Source organism: Pseudomonas sp. NPDC087690, from assembly GCF_044743175.1.
Classification (GTDB): domain Bacteria; phylum Pseudomonadota; class Gammaproteobacteria; order Pseudomonadales; family Pseudomonadaceae; genus Aquipseudomonas.
In genome coordinates this window covers 263835-280431 of sequence record NZ_JBIUVX010000001.1, presented here as the reverse complement: position 1 = coordinate 280431, position 16597 = coordinate 263835, and the positions used below count along the sequence as shown (strand labels likewise).

Below are 16597 nucleotides of genomic sequence, written 5' to 3'. Positions count from 1 at the left end.
TATGTCGATACGCAAGATCGTTCTGCTTTCCTGTTTGGGTGTGGCACTCGCCGGGTGCGCAGGCTCGCGCGAGGAGCCCCCTCCCACCACCATGCAAGTCGACCTGCAGAAATACCAGGGCACCTGGTACGAGCAGGCCAGGTTGCCTATGCTCTTCCAGCGCAATTGCCAGCAGTCAGAAGCGCATTACGGTCTGCGTGATGATGGCCGCATTGACGTCACCAATCGTTGCAGGGAACAGGATGGCGAATGGAAAGAGGTACGCGGAATCGCCGAATCGCAGCAGCCAGGCAAGACAGACAAACTGTGGGTGCAGTTTGATAACTGGTTCAGCCGCATCGCGCCAGGAATAACCAAGGGCGAGTATTGGGTCCTTTACCACGACCCGTTCTACCAGTTCGCACTGGTCGGCCACCCGAACCGGGAATATCTGTGGGTGCTTTCACGCGCCTCTGAAATTAACGGCGTCAACCGCGAGCAGCTGCTGAAGATTGCTCAGCAACAGGGGTATGACACCAGCAAACTGATCTGGCGTCCGGCAGACCCGACCAAGCCTTAGTCAGCATGGCTGGGCAAGCCCGTAGACCTTGGAGGAAGTACGCATGCTCAAGAGATGGTTACTGCTGTTATGCATTGGCCTAGCAAGCTGCAGCCAGGTGGATGTGCAGACCTACAGCCACGAATCGCCCACGCTTGAGTTGCGCGAATTCTTCGAGGGCCGGGTCGAAGCGTGGGGCATGTTTCAAAAGCGCTCAGGCGAGGTCACGAAGCGCATTCATGTGGTGATCAATGGTCACTCCGAAGGCCGCAGACTGATCCTCGATGAAGCGTTTACCTACAGCGACGGTACTACGCAAAAACGCGTGTGGACGCTAACCCCTGCTGGTCCTGGCCAATGGCGCGGAACCTCTGGCGACGTGGTGGGCGATGCGCTTGGCGAGGTGGCAGGCAACGCATTGCGCTGGAAATATGTGCTGAACCTTCCGGTGGATGGCAAGGAGTACGAGGTTCATCTGGACGACTGGATGTACCTGATGGACAAAAACACTCTGATAAATCGCTCGTTCATGAGCAAGTTCGGCGTGGAGGTCGGCCAGATCACCTTGTTCTTCCGCAAGCGGCCTTGAGGTTGCGTGTGGACAGGCCACTATCGGCCATAAGCAGACATTCGTTACCAGAGGTTCGGTTGACTGGTTGCGGTCTTTCGAAAATGCACTTGGATGAATTGTTTGCGATGCTCCAAAGCAGCTCAGTAGAAATAGGCCGTTATCTTACGATCGTCAATATTACTGCCATCAGCTTTACTTCTAACAGGGAATGCTTCGCACAAGATCTAAAACAAAAACGGCGACTCTGCTTTCTCGTGCAGACCTGCTCTTCGCAATGAGCATTTGTTTCAGTTCATCGGCAGTTTTGGGGAGGGGGTCGTGTCGACCTGGACTTTTCAACCTCTTGGTAGCTTGTTCTTGTTCTCCAAACCAGAGAACGAGATAAATACCATACCCTTCCGCTCGCCAATCTGGAGTGTAAAGCGCATCAAGCTGTCTATCTGATCCTGTCCAGAGCTCGGAGTGCCATTGCCCTTTAATCTCAATCGGAATTCGAAGTGTGCCAGCGGAACAAGTGATATCAACTTCCTTGTCAGCGGCAACATGTGTTTCCGGATCAAAAGCGAATCCCGACGCCCCTTGTCTGAGAAGACCTAGAAGGTGATCACGGCAACGCTCCTCAACGAACGGATTACTTTTATCGTTATAAAATCCGCGCCAGGACTCAGCATCGTCGCTCCGTATCTTCGCTTGGGCGATGGCAAGCTCTTCAATTACAAGAGTTTGTAGGTCCACAAGGGACACAGGGGCAAGATTTCGTGTGATCGCGTTGATAACAGCAAGCGTGGGAGAAACATAGGTCGCTTCGACGCGGATGCGCTTCTGTTCAGCAATAACAACCTTGACCTCTTCAGAATAACCATCAACAGGTGTGTCCCTTAGTCGGGCCAGTGCATCGATTGCTTCATCGCTGGTGTCATTGCCAAGGCGACGGATTAGTTGGACGATGAAACTGCTTGCATCCCAAGAATTTGCATTGCCTGACGAAGTCCCACTCGGGCGATGCACCATTGGCCAAAGCGGTCGAAACGTATTGATCATCCACTCGCTTTGCGCAGCATTAAGGTGGACATCGGTGTCATCATTGTTGCGATTGCTGATTCGATTTCGTATGTGCCAGAGCAGTTCAGGTTCGATCGGCCTAGCACCAAGCTGCGTAACACTAGCGTGGAAATCAACAATAACGCCAATCGCAACCCAAGTACGACGGCGCTCTTCGTCCATCGACGCACATCGAAGCGCTAAGATTCGGCGTAACTCGTCAAACCGGCCGGAGCGGATGAGCCTATCAACCAGCTCTATTTCTGGACCTATCGGTAAGTCTGGAAATCGCTCCAGCCACTCTGCAGCGAGTTGGGTAGTCATGGTGATATTACTTTGGTCGTGCATCAGCGAGTAGAGACCATCTACATATTCGCGCCGTAGCAGTAATTGCGGTTCATGGTAGAGCTTCATTGCTCCTTGCCAGCCACCGCGAATCTGGATCGAAGCCTCGACAGCTTCAGTGAGCCCCAAGATTCCTGCATGATCATCGATGCGGCTATGGCGAAGCTCAAACAGTCCAGCCATTAAGCGCTCATCAGTAAGATCATCGAACCCTACTTCTTTACGATGGCGCTCGGCGAGTGCGGCAACGATAATGTACGCTGCTTCGTAATGCTTCCCTTCTGCAATGCTCTCTGCAATCTGCTGCGCAGTAGGTTCGGGAGAATTGAGCATTAGAAATGTTTCGAACCCAGCGTGCGCTACCTCAGCAATATCATCTCCAAGCCACTGTCCGATCCTCGTATGAGCGGGTGCTTCTTCAATGTCGTTGAAGAGGCTCAGATAAGCTTTAGCAGGGTTGACTAGAGCCCCCCAATCTCCAGAGCGCATTTGCTCAATGTGAAAAGAAAAATGATTTCGGTGCTCTGCATGACGGACCGCTTGCTCGACGCGACGCTTGCGTTCGCTCTCGATCTGTTTGATCTGCCACTCGGGAATTGTCTTGTCTGCGAGTTTTTCAAGCCACTGCAAAAGATCAGGGCTGCGAGCAGCAAAAATTCGGGCAGCGGCACGTACCTGCGCGCCTGCTTCACCATCATGCCGTGAAAGCTGGACCAAATCGCGCCAGCGTTCGTCGCCATTATCTTTGGGGTCGAGCCGATTAAGTAGCGCAATTACATCCGTGTCTGACGGTATAAAGCCGGTCGACCGTTCGCTGAGCCGCCAAGATTGCTGAAAAGGATTGTGATCACTGAGCAGCTCTAAAAACACTAATCGTTGAACGGACCGCCGCAAATTGTCGTCGCTCTGAATGAGCTCGTGTAATTTCTTATGAACATCGCGTTGATATCCATCACGGGTATGGAAAGGTTCCAGCCAAGACCAGAGTTGTTGTGCAGTGACACCGCCAGCCTCTACGACGCGAACAATCAGATGATAAGCTAGGTCGGTCAACACGTCGTTCCCTGGGTGTTCATTCCTATCATCAAGACTCTTAACTGATACAGCTAAGAGATCGAGGACATCTTTTATCTGACCATCTGGAAGGTGCCTCTCCAAGCGCATCAATACTCCAACCGTACGGCTACCACTCGTTGCATAGGAAATCACGAGGTCGACAATCAATTTGGCATCAAATTGCTCGTAGCCGACTTCATCGGCCATTTCGATTGCCAGCCGAACAGACAGCTCATCTGCATAACCGCTCAAGGTGTAAAGGACGTTTGGCCAGACAGTCTCGTCATCAACCTCGACGAGAATTTCGCCAGCAATTTTCCTACACGCAAAAAATGCTTGCGGGTCAAGGAGGATCTTTCGCAGATCATCCGTCAGGGCTGATGCTATTCCACTCCCCCTGACTGCTTCGAGCAGCAGGAGGCTGAGGTTAAACGACGTATCAGGCGTTGAGATCAATCGCCGTATGTCTTCGATGATCACTGGATGCTTGAAACCAAGTAATGCATACGGCCCCCAGTCTCGAAAGCGCGGATTATCTTCTGCCAGAAGCTCCAGAGAGCTGATAAGCAAGCGAGCTTGATCCGCCGTGAGTACATCTGCATCGCCATACTCAATCAATCCCATTGGGTCTGCGGTGATCACAGCTTTGGTAAGAGCCGGGTCTAAGGCAAGCCAGGCGTGAATACCCCGTAGGCTTGAAGGCACAAGACCGCGGTTATGAAACACTGAGAGGAGGCGTCTGCGTTTTTGTGGGGTATTGGCCTGTTTCGAGAGCCATTGAGCCCCTAGGTACTCCCCAATCCGGCGGTGAAGATAGGTGAAGCGATCAACGCCGTTAGCTTTGAATAAGCGAGTGCCTAACATGGCTTCAACGACATTTCCTTCAGGAAGAAGAGATACATCGGACAGTTGCAATTCACCTTCGGTAGCGTTCGCTGCGGAAGTCCGGACAATGGCCTCACTGCCAGTTAGGATCAAACCAGCGCATGCAGCGCCTGCAGCATCAAGGCCAGATTCCTTCCCTGGCTGACTTCTGGTCTTGGTGTCACGATGTTCGACACGTAAAACCTCAATGGCGCGCTCGAAAAGCTCGCTACGCGTTTCAGGTAGCGTCCCTGACCCAGCAACACGAGCAATTAGCTCGAGAGTTTGCGGGTTGCCGAGCAATCCATTGAGCCCTCGTGCGTTGAAATGCTCAATCACGCCTTTGGCTGCCGCTAAACCAAGTGTGGCGCCGAGAAAGGCGGAAGCGTCATCGTCGGTGAACGGGTCAATGTGTAGCTCTAGAGGCTTTTCAGAGTACTGTTCGCGAATAGCCTCTACACCCGTCGCGCTACGCCAATCCGCCACCCGGCACGCAAGAATAAAGCGCGGGTACCCCAGCTTACCGAGTTGACGAAGGACAAGATCCACCCCGTCTCCATCCTTCTGGCTGCTTACCTCATCGAGTGCATCAATGACTAGGATTTGGGCATCGCCTAGTAGTGTATTCGGATCATGGCGGTTGATCAGCTGGCGGGCGGTGCAATGCGAGTAATTTGGAGATGCTGCAAGCCAGTCAAGCAGGTGAGATTTTCCGATGCCCGCTTCACCAAGTATGACGAGAGATTCGGTTCTTTTTAGCAGGTCGTCCTGAGGCAGAATGATTCGACTGTCATTTGTCTCACACCACAGTGTTCGCTTGATGACTGCATGCACTATCAAATTTGCGCATTCATTCATGTCGTGACGTAGCCTCAATCGGGGGCGGTTTAGTCCTTCTGATACTAGATTACCAACCTATGAGAAGCACTATATAGAGAGATACGATGACCGCTTTTGGCCGGTAGCGGCCGAACCAAATCTCTACATGCGATCTCTTCAAGTTAAGCAGCTTCTTGTTAGGCCTTGAAAGCGCTGTAGGTATCCCCCTGCGTCACGTTCAGGGATGGCGTGCCGCTCCTGAACGTTGGACCCCGGAGCACCATCGCTTCTTGGGGTCACATCAAGGAAATACATCGGAGTCCCTGTATCCGCAGATATAGTAGTCCGATTGCCTCGACGGTAGCTCTTCGCGCCGTCGAACCGAATCATCTCGAATCCGCGAGCATTTTCGTTGAACGCTCCCACGACACATGCAGAAAAATCCTCTGAAGAGCGGTCAGTGGTTAGTGTAACTGCCGGGGTCGTCTCTCTAAGTTCCTCAATTGACATCGCGCTGCAAGCACTGAGAAACAATGTGCTTAGTACGGCTAATGCATTCCGCATACGGTAGATCACCCTAGGATTGAGGAGTGATGCCATTGTGGCATCAAAAATAGTCCTGTACCAAGCTCGGTAGGACTGATGAGCGGCTGTAATTACCTCTCATCGAGTAGGGGACGGTGCAGAGTCGGCTCCTGGCCGAAAGCGGTCTACCTGGTACGACAACTTTCGGTCAGAAGCGGTCTGTCCCGAACGATTGCTTTCGGCCAATTGCTGGCGACACTAGGAATCGCTTTCGGTCTGATCAACGATTTTTACTTCTAGCGATCTGGTACTCTTGGATATACTCTCTGTCAGTGCTACTCATCTCGCTGACAGACAAGGAGTGTAAATGTCTACAAGTTTAAACTTGGTGATCTATCATCGTAATGGTGATGATCTAATCGAAGAGGATTTGCGCACTGCGAGGTGTGAGGAAATCCCCCCTTCAATGCTGAATGCTATCAGGGAAAAATTTCCTACTCAGAAGTGCAAGATTTATTACGACAGTACCAAAGAAGATTTTTTTGAAATAGACCACTTTGCCAGAACTGACATCCCTAAAATCATCAGCGTGCTGCGAGGCTTGTTCGACGATTTGATTAAGCATGAGCATGATTTGCGAAATCTAGGAGTTGATACGGCATCCCCCCGACTGAAAGGCTCGGACCTTACTTTATTTAACATTCTTCCTAGCCAGAATGAATTGGATCCGACGTCAGTGGCCATTGGAAGATTTCGAATTCTGATCAGCATCATTGATATTTTTAGTGAGATGCAGACAAAGTACGTCAACGAGCCTGATGCAGTTCTGAAACTAGGGTGATAGAAATGTGTTCAGCTAAAAATAATGAGGCTCCAGAAAATACTACAGACAACAATACCTTGGTTATCGGCCCCGCCTCGGCTGTAGTGACTGCCGACATTGCAAGAAAAGCAGAGCACAGATGTCTTTCCGCGCTATCAACGCTTGCTCAAAATACCGTAACTTTGGAAGTCACGAGACCATCCGTCACCAATTGTCCAGACGGCGGGCATGATATCGACGTGAGGGGAAGTGTCAAAGAAGTAAAAGAATTGATCGTCACAATGACCGCGACCGAACCAGAAAACCTAGAGTTTCTCGATAATGCCGCTGAGAACGGAAAACTCCAAATCAGAATTGATGTAAAAAGCGGGAAAACAGTTTCTGCTGACATGATAGATAACCATGCTGCCAACTCAAGTAGAAGCCCAACTTTTCAAGTTAATCTCCTGCTTTTAACTCACCCAGAGGTCAAAATTACCAAAGAGGCCGAAAAGAGACTTAGCCAACAGAAGAATAACTTTAAAGAGATAGGAGTTTTGATTGATGTAGCTCAGCCGGAAGGTTTGGAGCGGATCGAAACTGCAAATAAGGCTCGCGCACTGAGTGCGGATGGCGAAGCGACTGAGCAGAGCTTATCGGAGCCAAAATAGCAGTAGTCGACAGGTTCTCGAACACCACCACTCACCTTCGTAGACATCAAGCAAATACAGCACCTCATCATTGAAGCCTTGCGGCGTATACCCTTAGTTTTCTTACGCCACTTGCAAAAGCCATGACCGTGCAGAATCGCAGAACACCCCCCATGCTTATGGGGCCAGGTCGGTGACACCTTATTGGGACCTGACAGTAAGGCCGTGAACACTTGGCCGGCAACTTCGGGTCAAAAGCGGCCGCTTGCAAATGGCCGCTTTTGACGGAAGCGGACGGTCGAGATCGCTTCTGGTCAGCTCTCGCCCATCGTGACCGGCAGAGAGCGGCCAGGAGTGCAAATATCTCTTGATTTGTCTCTACCGTTGGTTAAAGTCATGATGCTGATCTCGTCCATATACGGCAGGGAGACGACCAAGCAGTATCTGTAGTTTCGGTCTGGTGATGTGGTGGGTTTGATGAGCAAAAACCACAAGATCAAACTTGATCGGCTATGGAGAGTCTACTTAACTCTCGATGCAATATAAGCAACTAGTTCGATTTTAAAGCTTCTAATTCACGCTTGGATTGCTCTCGATGGACACTTGCTGCGAGAAACTTTACCAATTCCTTTTCTTCGAACCAAGACCTTCGAGGAGAGATAATAAAATCGTGATTTGACTTTATTAAGTTGATGTTATTCCTGTCTTTGTGCCTAAGGCTAGGGGTGGATATATTGAAAAGAAATCCTTCAACCACAAACTGGTGCAGATCGAAATCTTTTCTATTATGGGTTACGGGAGCCATAATAAAGGAGCTATCAAATTTATTAAGGACATCTTTGGGGTCGAATAATTTATAAATATAAATCGAGAAGAGCTTTTCATCGATATTGTTTGAGTTGCTTTTGAGATAGTTTTTGAATATGGATTCTAATTGGCCATCCAACTTGAAGCCACGAAATAAATCTGCTGGGGATATGGAAGCGCGCCAGAGAATTGCAACGCAGAATCTCACAATCTTGGCGCAATCCACATTGCTAAATCTAATAGAGTGACTCGACTCTATTGCGCCTCTTTTGTATCTGAACTTGTTTATTACGTATTTTTCGCAGCCAGTATTTATTTCTTGCTCGCATTCTTTGCAAAGCAGTTTCCAGTCTCCGCTGTTGCTGGACTTGTGGTTTGGATCGTCGTGTGCGCTGAGTAAAACTCCTTTCCCGTTATTTTTTCTGAAGATGGCTTTGAAATATGAGTTTGGTATGGAGTGCGAGTCCAATAGCGGCTTGATTAGGCCGCAGAGACGACATTTATTCATTCATTAGCTGCCTTACTGGAATCCTCGTTAATTCTTGAGCCGGGTGGCAGATTATTCTTGATGGGTCCGAATTCTAGTCGCCTGGTTTGTCTAACACTAGCTACTACAGTCCTTTTTTGCCGCTAGCGTGTCGTTAGCCAACGTCCGCCTCTGGCCGTTAGCCGCCATTTGTGAAGAAAGATGCTTTTAGGTTTTGGCAAGCGCCGAGTTTTTTGGTGCTCTTGGCTTACGCTTGGTCTCGGGCAGCTTACGAGTCTGAATCAACTGCTGCTCCAAGGTTTCTGCTCTTGCCAACTGAGCCGCGGCGCGCTGCTGCACTTGGCTGAGCTCGCTCTGGGCCGACTCCAGTTTTCGCTGCAGATCGTCACTCTTTCGGCTGGCGGCTTTTACCTGATTTGCAACAGCCTTACCCTCCTCTCGCGCACGATCAATCTCGCGGTGAGCCCGATCCTCAACGCCGCGCACATAGGTTTCTTGCGCGACACGCTCCTGCTCGGCCTTGAGTCGTAACGCCTGCAGTTCCTGCTGCAATTCCAGGTTGTGCTGCTGGGCCTCGCGGCGCTCGTGCGCCAAACTCTCCCGTTGCTGCTGCAGGTCATCGATCTGTGTCTGACGTTGGGACAGTAGCAGTTCCAGGTCAGCCAGACGCAGTTCGGCGGCCTGACGCCCCACCACCGCTTCTGTCATCTGCTGTCGTCCCTTCGCCACATCCTGTCGAGCTTGATCCTCGACTACTGCGAGTCGTTCACGCTCAAGATCCAACACTTGCCGCTGCTCAGTTAGGGTCAGCTCTGCCGCGCCTTGTGCAAGATGTGTAGCCTGCTGCCACACAGAAACGAAGGCTTGTGACACCTCGCTAGGTAAGGTTGGCAAACGGGTCTCGCCGTTCAAGCGTTCGGCCAAACGTGCCCACCAAATATCCAGCAGTCCACCGACTCGCGCCGGGCTACCTCGCCCCAGTTCTAGGCGCACCCGCTCCACAGTCGGTCGTTCGCCGCGGCCAAGCACCGCATCCGCAGCCGCAAACACTTCATTTTCCGGCACCCCTACTGCCATGACCTGCCTCCGTATATATTAGATCTGATAATTAAATGTTATCCGACCTAAGGCACATAGGAAAATACGGTGGACGTATTAAATAAAACGGCTCAGCCGATTTCAGCCAAAAAAACGCGTTTAGACCCCACGGTGCTGGCGCATAGCACCCAGGCCGCCGCGGAGGCTTTTATTGCCGCCGGTACCGCCGAGAACACGCTGCGCAGTTACCGCAGCGCCTTGAATTATTGGCAAGCCTGGCTGCAGCTTCGCTACGACAGGGTGTTCGGCGATGACGCCATCCCCGTGCCGGTCGTTGTGCAGTTCATCGTTGACCATCTGGCGCGCCCCGCCGCTGACGGGACCTGGCACCATCTGCTGCCCATCGAGTCCGACCTGGCCCTGTGCAAGGCTGGGGTTAAAGGCAAACCCGGACCACTGGCCTTCAGCACCGTCAGCCATCGCTTGGCCGTCCTGGGCAAGTGGCACAAACTCCAGCAATGGGACAACCCCTGCGCCGCACCCGCGGTCGCCGCGTTGCTCAGGGAGGCAGGCAAGGCTCAGGTTCGTCAAGGCATTCGCGTCCGTAAGAAAACCGCCCTTACTCGCGAACCCCTGCAGGCGCTGCTGGCGACTTGCAGCGATGGGCTACGCGGCCTTCGTGACAAAGCCCTGCTGTTACTTGCATGGAGTGGCGGCGGGCGTCGAAGGTCTGAAGTGGTGACCTTAAGAATAGAAGACTTGCGCCGCCTGGATGAAGAAACCTGGCTGTATGCGCTCGGCGCGACCAAAACCGAGACCAGCGGTCAGGTCCGCGAAAAACCGTTGCGTGGCGCCGCGGCACGTGCCCTGGATACCTGGCTCAAGGCTGCGCCCTGCTCTACCGGGCCGATTTTCCGCCGGATACGCAAGTATGGCCAGATAACCGAGACCGCCCTGTCGGGGGATGCGGTGGCCCGGATGATCAAGCGCCGGGCGAAGCTGGCCGGTCTAGAGGGCGATTGGGCGGCGCACAGCTTGCGCTCTGGTTTCGTCACCGAAGCCGGTCGCCAAGGTGTCCCGTTAGGTGAAGTGATGGCAATGACCGAACACCGCAGCGTTAACACCGTCATGGGCTATTTCCAGGCCGGCGCCTTGCTGTCCAGCCGGGCCACCCGACTGCTGGAGGACGACGATCAGGAGGTGTCCCCCGGCCCCGAGTAACCCGACATCCTTTGCCTACAGGCGAAGGCGGCAACCGGACAAACCACGTTTTCAAGCGTGCAGTGCAAGACCGAGCCACCAGCAACCCCACGCATCCGTGTTGTTAGCACGTCCGCCGGCTACGGCACGGAAATCAGACGCGTCAATCCTTGAGTGTTTGCCTGGCCTGCAGGTACAGCGGCATGAGTTGAAAAAAAAGCTCATCAACTGCGGCGCTGTAGCCAACGGCCTGCAGGCGGAGTTCGTCGAGAAGTTGCTTGAGCACCTGCGCCTGAGCAAAGCTTCGGGCTCGCTGATAGTCATCTGGCTCGAGCGCCTGGACAGGCGCCACGCTTAACTGGCGGCGCAACTCATCCAGCCACGGCGTCAGCCTGTGCTGGGCCGCTTCCAACAGCGGCGCAAAGTCACGCCACAGATTACAATCGGCGTCCTTTGTCGCGGATGCGGATGCGGATGCGGATGCGGATATTGCGGAGGGATCGGCACCATAGGTGAAAAGACGACACAGTTCCTGCGTCATCGCATCAAACTCCAGCGTCTGCTTATGGGCATGCCGGCGGCGCTGCGCATCGATTACTTCGTAAAGACCTAAATGCCGCTGCATCTTGTTGAGTTCTTGCTCCGCAAACCGCACGGCAACCTTCGCTTCCTTGATGATTGTGCGTGACTGTCGAAGCTGCTCGCGCAGCCGCTCGTTGCGGTCCAGTAAGCGTTGGCGCTGATTGGTGAATACTCGCCGTTCCTTGGCCAGTAACCCCTCAAGCTGTTGACGCCGCTTCGCGAAGGATTTCTCCATGTTGTGGGCCTTCTCGACCCCGACTTGTCGCTGTGCCGAAAAAGCCTGCTCAGCCTCCTGGCGCCCCTGCGCTGTCGCTTGCTCCCACAACATGCTTAAGGCATGGTTGATCGGGGCGGGCAGCGTATTCCTCTGGAGGCGATCGAGCAGACAGATCCACCATCGATCGAGGAGCGCTCCAATACGCTGTGGGTCCCCGCACCCCAAGTGTGCGCGCACGCGCTCGGCAGTGGCACTGCGGCCGCAGGCCAGAACCGCATCGGCCGCGGCATAGATGTCCTCATCACTTGGCTGGATCATTGCCGAACCTGCCTGAGCGGACTGAGCTGAATCCGCCCCACGATAGGTTCCACCCGTAAGGCAGCGTATTGCCTCGCGCGGGATCGCACCAGCTCAAGGCCTCCGGCGAAACCTCCGTGAAGCTGACACGATCACGTTGGGCTTGGCGAAACCTGTGACGTGTGTGGCTGATGAGATCACGTCGGGTGAGTTCGACCGCAGCACTACTGAGCAATCGGGCCAACATGGGTCGGTCCCACAATAGATGCCAAAACAGCAAACGCTCCCTGAAGGCCCATCCAACCATCCATCCCCTGGCTTGTAAACGCGCCCTGAGCCTTTTCAAATGGTACAGCTTGCGCTGGAAGCCTTCCGGAGAATTTGGCCAGGCACTCAAGGGGCCAAACTTATCCAGACGGTTCGCCGCCTCCAGGATCCGGTAGAGGCCCAGTGGATCGGCCTGCCCAGGCAGATCAAGACATACACAGAGTACGTAATGAGTGAATACGGCACGCAACCACGACTGGGCACGGGCGTCACATGGACGCTCGCTGCCCATCAATGCAAGCAGTCCTGCCAGCCTTCGCCAATCCGGTATCCCGCAAAGGCGCATCAAGCGCGCAGCGGAAAAGTAGCGAAACGGACATTGGTTGAGACGCAGTTGTGCAGCCCAACAACCAGTGTCTTCGTGCGGATGAACCAGGCGCTGCAATAATGGCCAGAGTGGATCGTCCAGCACGCTCTGCAGGCAGGGAAAATCCTCAATCAGCGCCGTGCGCAACGCTTGCCTTGGAAAACTGCCCGTGAGGTAGTCGGGCCACTTGTGATTCAACGTCTCAGGCATCGCACGCCCTCTTCGCTTCGCCCACCACGCGTCTCCCCAGCGAGAAAGTCCGGGCCCGGTGGCCGCGCAGCCGGCGGCAACAGTCAACGCGTGGCCAAAGAAACTGGCCCGCAGTCGACGAACAGGTTTGATATACGACATCGCACAAGCGCCTCTGAATGTGCCATCACTGCGTATCTCATGATGGACCTATCCGAGGAAGTTCGCCGAAAGTTGGGTGGTCGTCTTTATCTACGTGGTGAATGCACAAACCTCTGTAAGGCTGAAACGTACGCAATAGAGCGGCAAGGGATGTGCTCAGGTTAATAAAGTCGGCTGGCGTCGTAGAACGAACCGTCAAATAATATCAACAGTGCCATCCATCCAGACATTTGCTTCTTCAGGAGGCTGAAAATGTTTGCCAGCATCTGCACCATGCCCTGTGACCCCCTCCCTGCTATTGTTTGGCCAAACCCCGGCCACCGAAACTTCTCCACGACCTTTCCTTCTCAAAAAAACCGACGGTCGCTTCGCTGTGGGACGCGTTTGCAGGCTGACTTTTGCGTATGGCTGGAACAGGACGTGCACGTGCGACGATATTGGGCGCAGCCCCACGTGTTCAAGTGGACGGAAGGTACGAGCAAATTTCGCTATGCCCCGCATTTCCTGGTGGAGAATGATGATGGCGGTGGGTGCTATTGCACAGTACAAACAAGCCTTACAGGCATGACCGCGCAGCAAGGCGCCACCCGGTCCGCCTTTGACGCATTGTGCCGGGAGCGGGGCTGGCAATTTTCCCGTATAGCTGAAACCACCGTGCACACGCCGAGCTTTGCCACGCTGCAGAAACTGTACCTGCGCAGTCAGGACACCACCCCTGATGAATACGCGGCTTGTCTGAGGCACTTGACCGGGTTGGTTTGGCCGGCGACTGTCAGGGAGCTATTGCACGCCCTTCCGTCGCCCTGCCTCGCCGCGCTCTGCGGTTGCCTATTTTCAGGGCAACTTGTGGCTGACCTGAGCCAGGCCCTAGACCTGGATATGCTTATCCAGGGCCCATGCACGGTTGAAGACCGTGGCTAATGAACGACCGCTGCCGGTAACGGGGGCTCAGTACCTGATCGACGGCCTCGTCTATGAAGTCATAGAGATCGATGACGAACTGGTCACGCTGTCGACGCTTACCCACCTGCGCGTTATAGGCATCGCCCTCGGTTCGTTCCTGAGCGATCTCAAGCGTCGCAACATCACCTTGTTTGCCGACAAGCCTGGGCATGGTTCCAACGCCATCGCTTTTGCCTTTCCTGATGATCCGAAAGTGATCGAGGCGAAACGCAAGTTTCGCTACATCCGCACCACACTGAGCGAACTGCACAACCAGCTGCCCGAGAAGCCCACTAAGGCCATCATCCAACGGATAGCGAGCGAAACCCAGGACAGTCATGCTCCGGGCTACTCGACGCTTTGCCGCTGGGTTGCGCGGTACCGAGCTCACGGCAACGATGAGTTTTCTTTGTACAAACTGCCGAGCCCGATGCCCCGCGGACGCAAACTCGCCGCGGAGATTCAGATCAAGCTCAAGGCACTCATTGACGACGAATACATGGCGCGCGACGAGCGCATTACCGTACAACGTGTCTTTCAATTGCTGGACGGCCACGTGTTATTGCTCAATCGACAACGTGCCGTGTCCCTGCAGCCGCTATTACGCCGACCCTGCCGCTCAACGGTGGTACGCGCCATCGCCAAACGCACCGGCTACCACTCGGATCGTGCGCACCTTGGGGCCGAAGCCGCCTACAAAAGGCACCAGTTTAGCTGTGAGCAGAGTCGGCCCAGTGCACCGCTGGATGTCTGTGAGATTGACACTTACCCTGTGGATCTGATGATCGTTGATGACCAGCACAACGTCCTGGGCCCGATTGCCTACCTCACCGCCATCATCGACTTGCACTCGGAAATGGTCATTGGCTGGGAACTTTCGCTGACGTACCCCTGTGCGGAAAAGACATTAAGAGCGCTTCGCATGGCGTTTGAAGCCGTTCCCGGAGAGGAATACCAGCGCGGAGCAATGATACACCTGGTCAGCGACGGGGGGCCTGAGAATACCAACAGCATGGTACACACTGTTCTTGATCGCCTGGACATCAAGTGGACGTTGCCACCGCCCGGAAGCCCCAATACCCGCCCGCGCATTGAGCGTTTGTTCAGGACATTCGCGTCGTGGGTACATGAGCAGTACGGCACAACTTTCTCAAATCCGCAGGCGTGTCGGGATTACGATGCGGCGCGCCACGCCTGTTACACCATAGAAAATCTGGTGGATTATTTTCGCGAATGGCTGGAGGACATCTACCACAATACCAAGCATGAGACGCTGAATATGCCGCCTCGGGTGGCCTGGGAGCGCGCGATGCACAACCAGTTGCCACCGAGAAAATTTTCCTCTGAGGCGCTGGACCAGCTGTATCGCGGAATCGCATATTCCGCACTCAGTGGCAATCGCGCCGCTTTCTTCAACCTGATGTGGACCGGCCCCGGTCTGGGAGCAGTGAAGGCCAAACTTCACAAGAATCAAAAAGCGATTTGTTACTACGATCCGACTGACCTCGGAGTGATTTGGGTCGCGGCCCCCGACACACCACGCGACATGGTGCCCGCCAGTGGAACAAAGAGAGCCTACCAGGAAGGGCTGACCCTCTCTGACCATCGTCTAGTCCAAGCCAAGCTTTCGGCTGACGGCAAGCAGTTCGATGACAGTGATGCGCACCTCGCGTTGCGGCATTTGCGTCAACGCATGAGCGAGGATCACGATAGATTCATGGCAAGCAAGCGTAAGAATGCCCACAAAACTCATGAAAGGACTGAAGTATCCTACCCCGACATGGCAGCCGCGAATGCTGAAGAACCTTGGGCGGAGGACATTACAAGCCCGTGGCGGGTGGATGGCATATGACCACCAATTCGCAACGCCAAGCCAAGGTGCTCGAGGCGCTCAAGCAGTGTGTGGTATGGCACCCCAGCTTTGCTCATGCCCATCAACTTGCCCGAAAAAGCATGACCACGACCAGAGATCGCCACGCGGCTGCGTCAATGATGTTGATCGGCGACACGGGGGTTGGCAAATCCACCTTATGCGAGGGCATCGAACGGGAGCTCAATATTGATACAGAATACGATACTGACTGCAGCCACAGCTGCATAAAACACTGCCTGCTTGTCGAAGTGCCTCCCCAAGCCACCATCAAAACCTTGTCGATAGAGCTCCTGACGAAACTGGGTCTTGAGAACCGTGGCCGCCTTGAACAAATGGGCAGTGCGTCTCTGAATCGGCTCATCCTGCAACGTCTGATCACCATGCAGACACGGCTGATTATTCTGGACGAATTTCATCGAATCCTTGATCAGGGCGCGGCCGCAACAAAAAAAATGGTATGCCGATGGGTGAATCAGATCCTCAACCAAGCAACCATCCCTATCGTGCTCGCAGGACTGCCAACAATTGAAACGCTGATCGACACTATCGCAGAACTGAGCGATCGATATCCCTATCGCGCCCACCTCAGGTATTTCAACTTCACCGATAAGGCGGCGACTGCGCAATTTCGGAAAGTCATTGAATTGATCGAGCTCAAAGTCATTCAACCTGCGGGCTTTGCTGAACGAGTTCTCCTTACCGAAGATCTGCTGTTCGCGGGACTCTGCTTAGCCACCAACGGCAGCTTGCGCCATCTAAACATCCTGCTGAATGACAGCCTGACTCACGCCTTGGCGCGCGAGGGCGACACGCTCACCCTTGAGGACTTCGCCTGCGCCGCGGACGATCTCGATTTCTGTCGACCCCACAACCCGTTCCGTCTCTCTAGTCGAGAATTGCATGCAGCGCTGAGAAAGAGATATGCGAGAACTTTGTTATCTTCCTAAACCGACCGAGT

The 16597-nt window shown here is 53.9% G+C and carries 13 protein-coding genes; 8 read left to right on the top strand and 5 right to left on the bottom strand.

The features are described 5' to 3' along the window. Position 1 precedes the first annotated feature (1 nt). Together ACIPIZ_RS01150 and ACIPIZ_RS01145 are read left to right on the top strand one after the other, a co-directional pair. Positions 2-559 (top strand): lipocalin family protein, encoded by a 558-nt coding sequence (locus tag ACIPIZ_RS01150; protein ID WP_401163428.1) that lies wholly within the window; start codon positions 2-4, stop codon positions 557-559. A 43-nt stretch (positions 560-602) separates the two neighbouring features. After that, complete coding sequence (locus ACIPIZ_RS01145) at positions 603-1127, top strand: DUF3833 domain-containing protein (RefSeq protein WP_401163426.1); 525 nt, start codon at positions 603-605, stop codon at positions 1125-1127. 180 nt (positions 1128-1307) lie between these two features. On the opposite strand, the gene ACIPIZ_RS01140 is transcribed toward ACIPIZ_RS01145, so the two are convergent. Further along, positions 1308-5273, bottom strand: coding sequence for an NACHT domain-containing protein (locus ACIPIZ_RS01140; protein WP_401163424.1), 3966 nt, complete (start codon positions 5271-5273; stop codon positions 1308-1310). A gap of 853 nt (positions 5274-6126) precedes the next feature. Here ACIPIZ_RS01140 and ACIPIZ_RS01135 point away from each other — a divergent pair. Both ACIPIZ_RS01135 and ACIPIZ_RS01130 read left to right on the top strand, forming a co-directional pair. Continuing rightward, positions 6127-6600, top strand: coding sequence for a hypothetical protein (locus tag ACIPIZ_RS01135; protein WP_401163421.1), 474 nt, complete (start codon positions 6127-6129; stop codon positions 6598-6600). Between the two features lie 5 nt (positions 6601-6605). Beyond that, entirely contained in the window at positions 6606-7232 is a 627-nt protein-coding gene (locus tag ACIPIZ_RS01130; RefSeq protein WP_401163420.1) for a hypothetical protein, read from the top strand. Between the two features lie 529 nt (positions 7233-7761). Here ACIPIZ_RS01130 and ACIPIZ_RS01125 read toward each other — a convergent pair. Further along, positions 7762-8526: a hypothetical protein gene (locus tag ACIPIZ_RS01125; protein ID WP_401163418.1), complete on the bottom strand. Its 765-nt coding sequence runs from the start codon at positions 8524-8526 to the stop codon at positions 7762-7764. Positions 8527-8712: 186 nt separating this feature from the next. Next, a complete protein-coding gene (locus ACIPIZ_RS01120) occupies positions 8713-9582 on the bottom strand; it encodes a DNA-binding protein (RefSeq protein WP_401163417.1) in 870 nt (289 codons plus the stop codon). A 69-nt stretch (positions 9583-9651) separates the two neighbouring features. On the opposite strand from ACIPIZ_RS01120, the gene ACIPIZ_RS01115 reads away from it, so the two are divergent. Beyond that, positions 9652-10764 carry a site-specific integrase gene (locus tag ACIPIZ_RS01115; RefSeq protein WP_339464167.1) on the top strand — a complete coding sequence of 371 codons (1113 nt, stop codon included), beginning with the start codon at positions 9652-9654 and terminating at the stop codon, positions 10762-10764. Between the two features lie 142 nt (positions 10765-10906). Here the strand turns inward: ACIPIZ_RS01115 and ACIPIZ_RS01110 are convergent, their stop codons facing one another. Together ACIPIZ_RS01110 and ACIPIZ_RS01105 are read right to left on the bottom strand one after the other, a co-directional pair. Further along, a complete protein-coding gene (locus ACIPIZ_RS01110) occupies positions 10907-11860 on the bottom strand; it encodes a DNA-binding protein (RefSeq protein WP_401163415.1) in 954 nt (317 codons plus the stop codon). Continuing rightward, positions 11844-12824 (bottom strand): hypothetical protein, encoded by a 981-nt coding sequence (locus ACIPIZ_RS01105; RefSeq protein WP_157836059.1) that lies wholly within the window; start codon positions 12822-12824, stop codon positions 11844-11846. The genes ACIPIZ_RS01110 and ACIPIZ_RS01105 overlap by 17 nt, the downstream gene beginning before the upstream one ends. 252 nt (positions 12825-13076) lie before the next feature. Here ACIPIZ_RS01105 and ACIPIZ_RS01100 point away from each other — a divergent pair, with 252 nt between their 5' ends. Genes ACIPIZ_RS01100 through ACIPIZ_RS01090 form a run of 3 tightly spaced genes read left to right on the top strand, consistent with a single transcriptional unit; the run spans position 13077 to position 16586 of the window. Next, positions 13077-13745 (top strand): hypothetical protein, encoded by a 669-nt coding sequence (locus ACIPIZ_RS01100; protein WP_152974163.1) that lies wholly within the window; start codon positions 13077-13079, stop codon positions 13743-13745. Next, positions 13738-15618, top strand: a complete 1881-nt coding sequence (locus ACIPIZ_RS01095) for a DDE-type integrase/transposase/recombinase (protein ID WP_025109721.1) — start codon at positions 13738-13740, stop codon at positions 15616-15618. Before ACIPIZ_RS01100 ends, ACIPIZ_RS01095 begins: the two co-directional genes overlap by 8 nt. Beyond that, positions 15615-16586 carry a TniB family NTP-binding protein gene (locus ACIPIZ_RS01090; protein WP_025109720.1) on the top strand — a complete coding sequence of 324 codons (972 nt, stop codon included), beginning with the start codon at positions 15615-15617 and terminating at the stop codon, positions 16584-16586. Before ACIPIZ_RS01095 ends, ACIPIZ_RS01090 begins: the two co-directional genes overlap by 4 nt. The last annotated feature ends 11 nt before the right edge of the window (positions 16587-16597 follow it).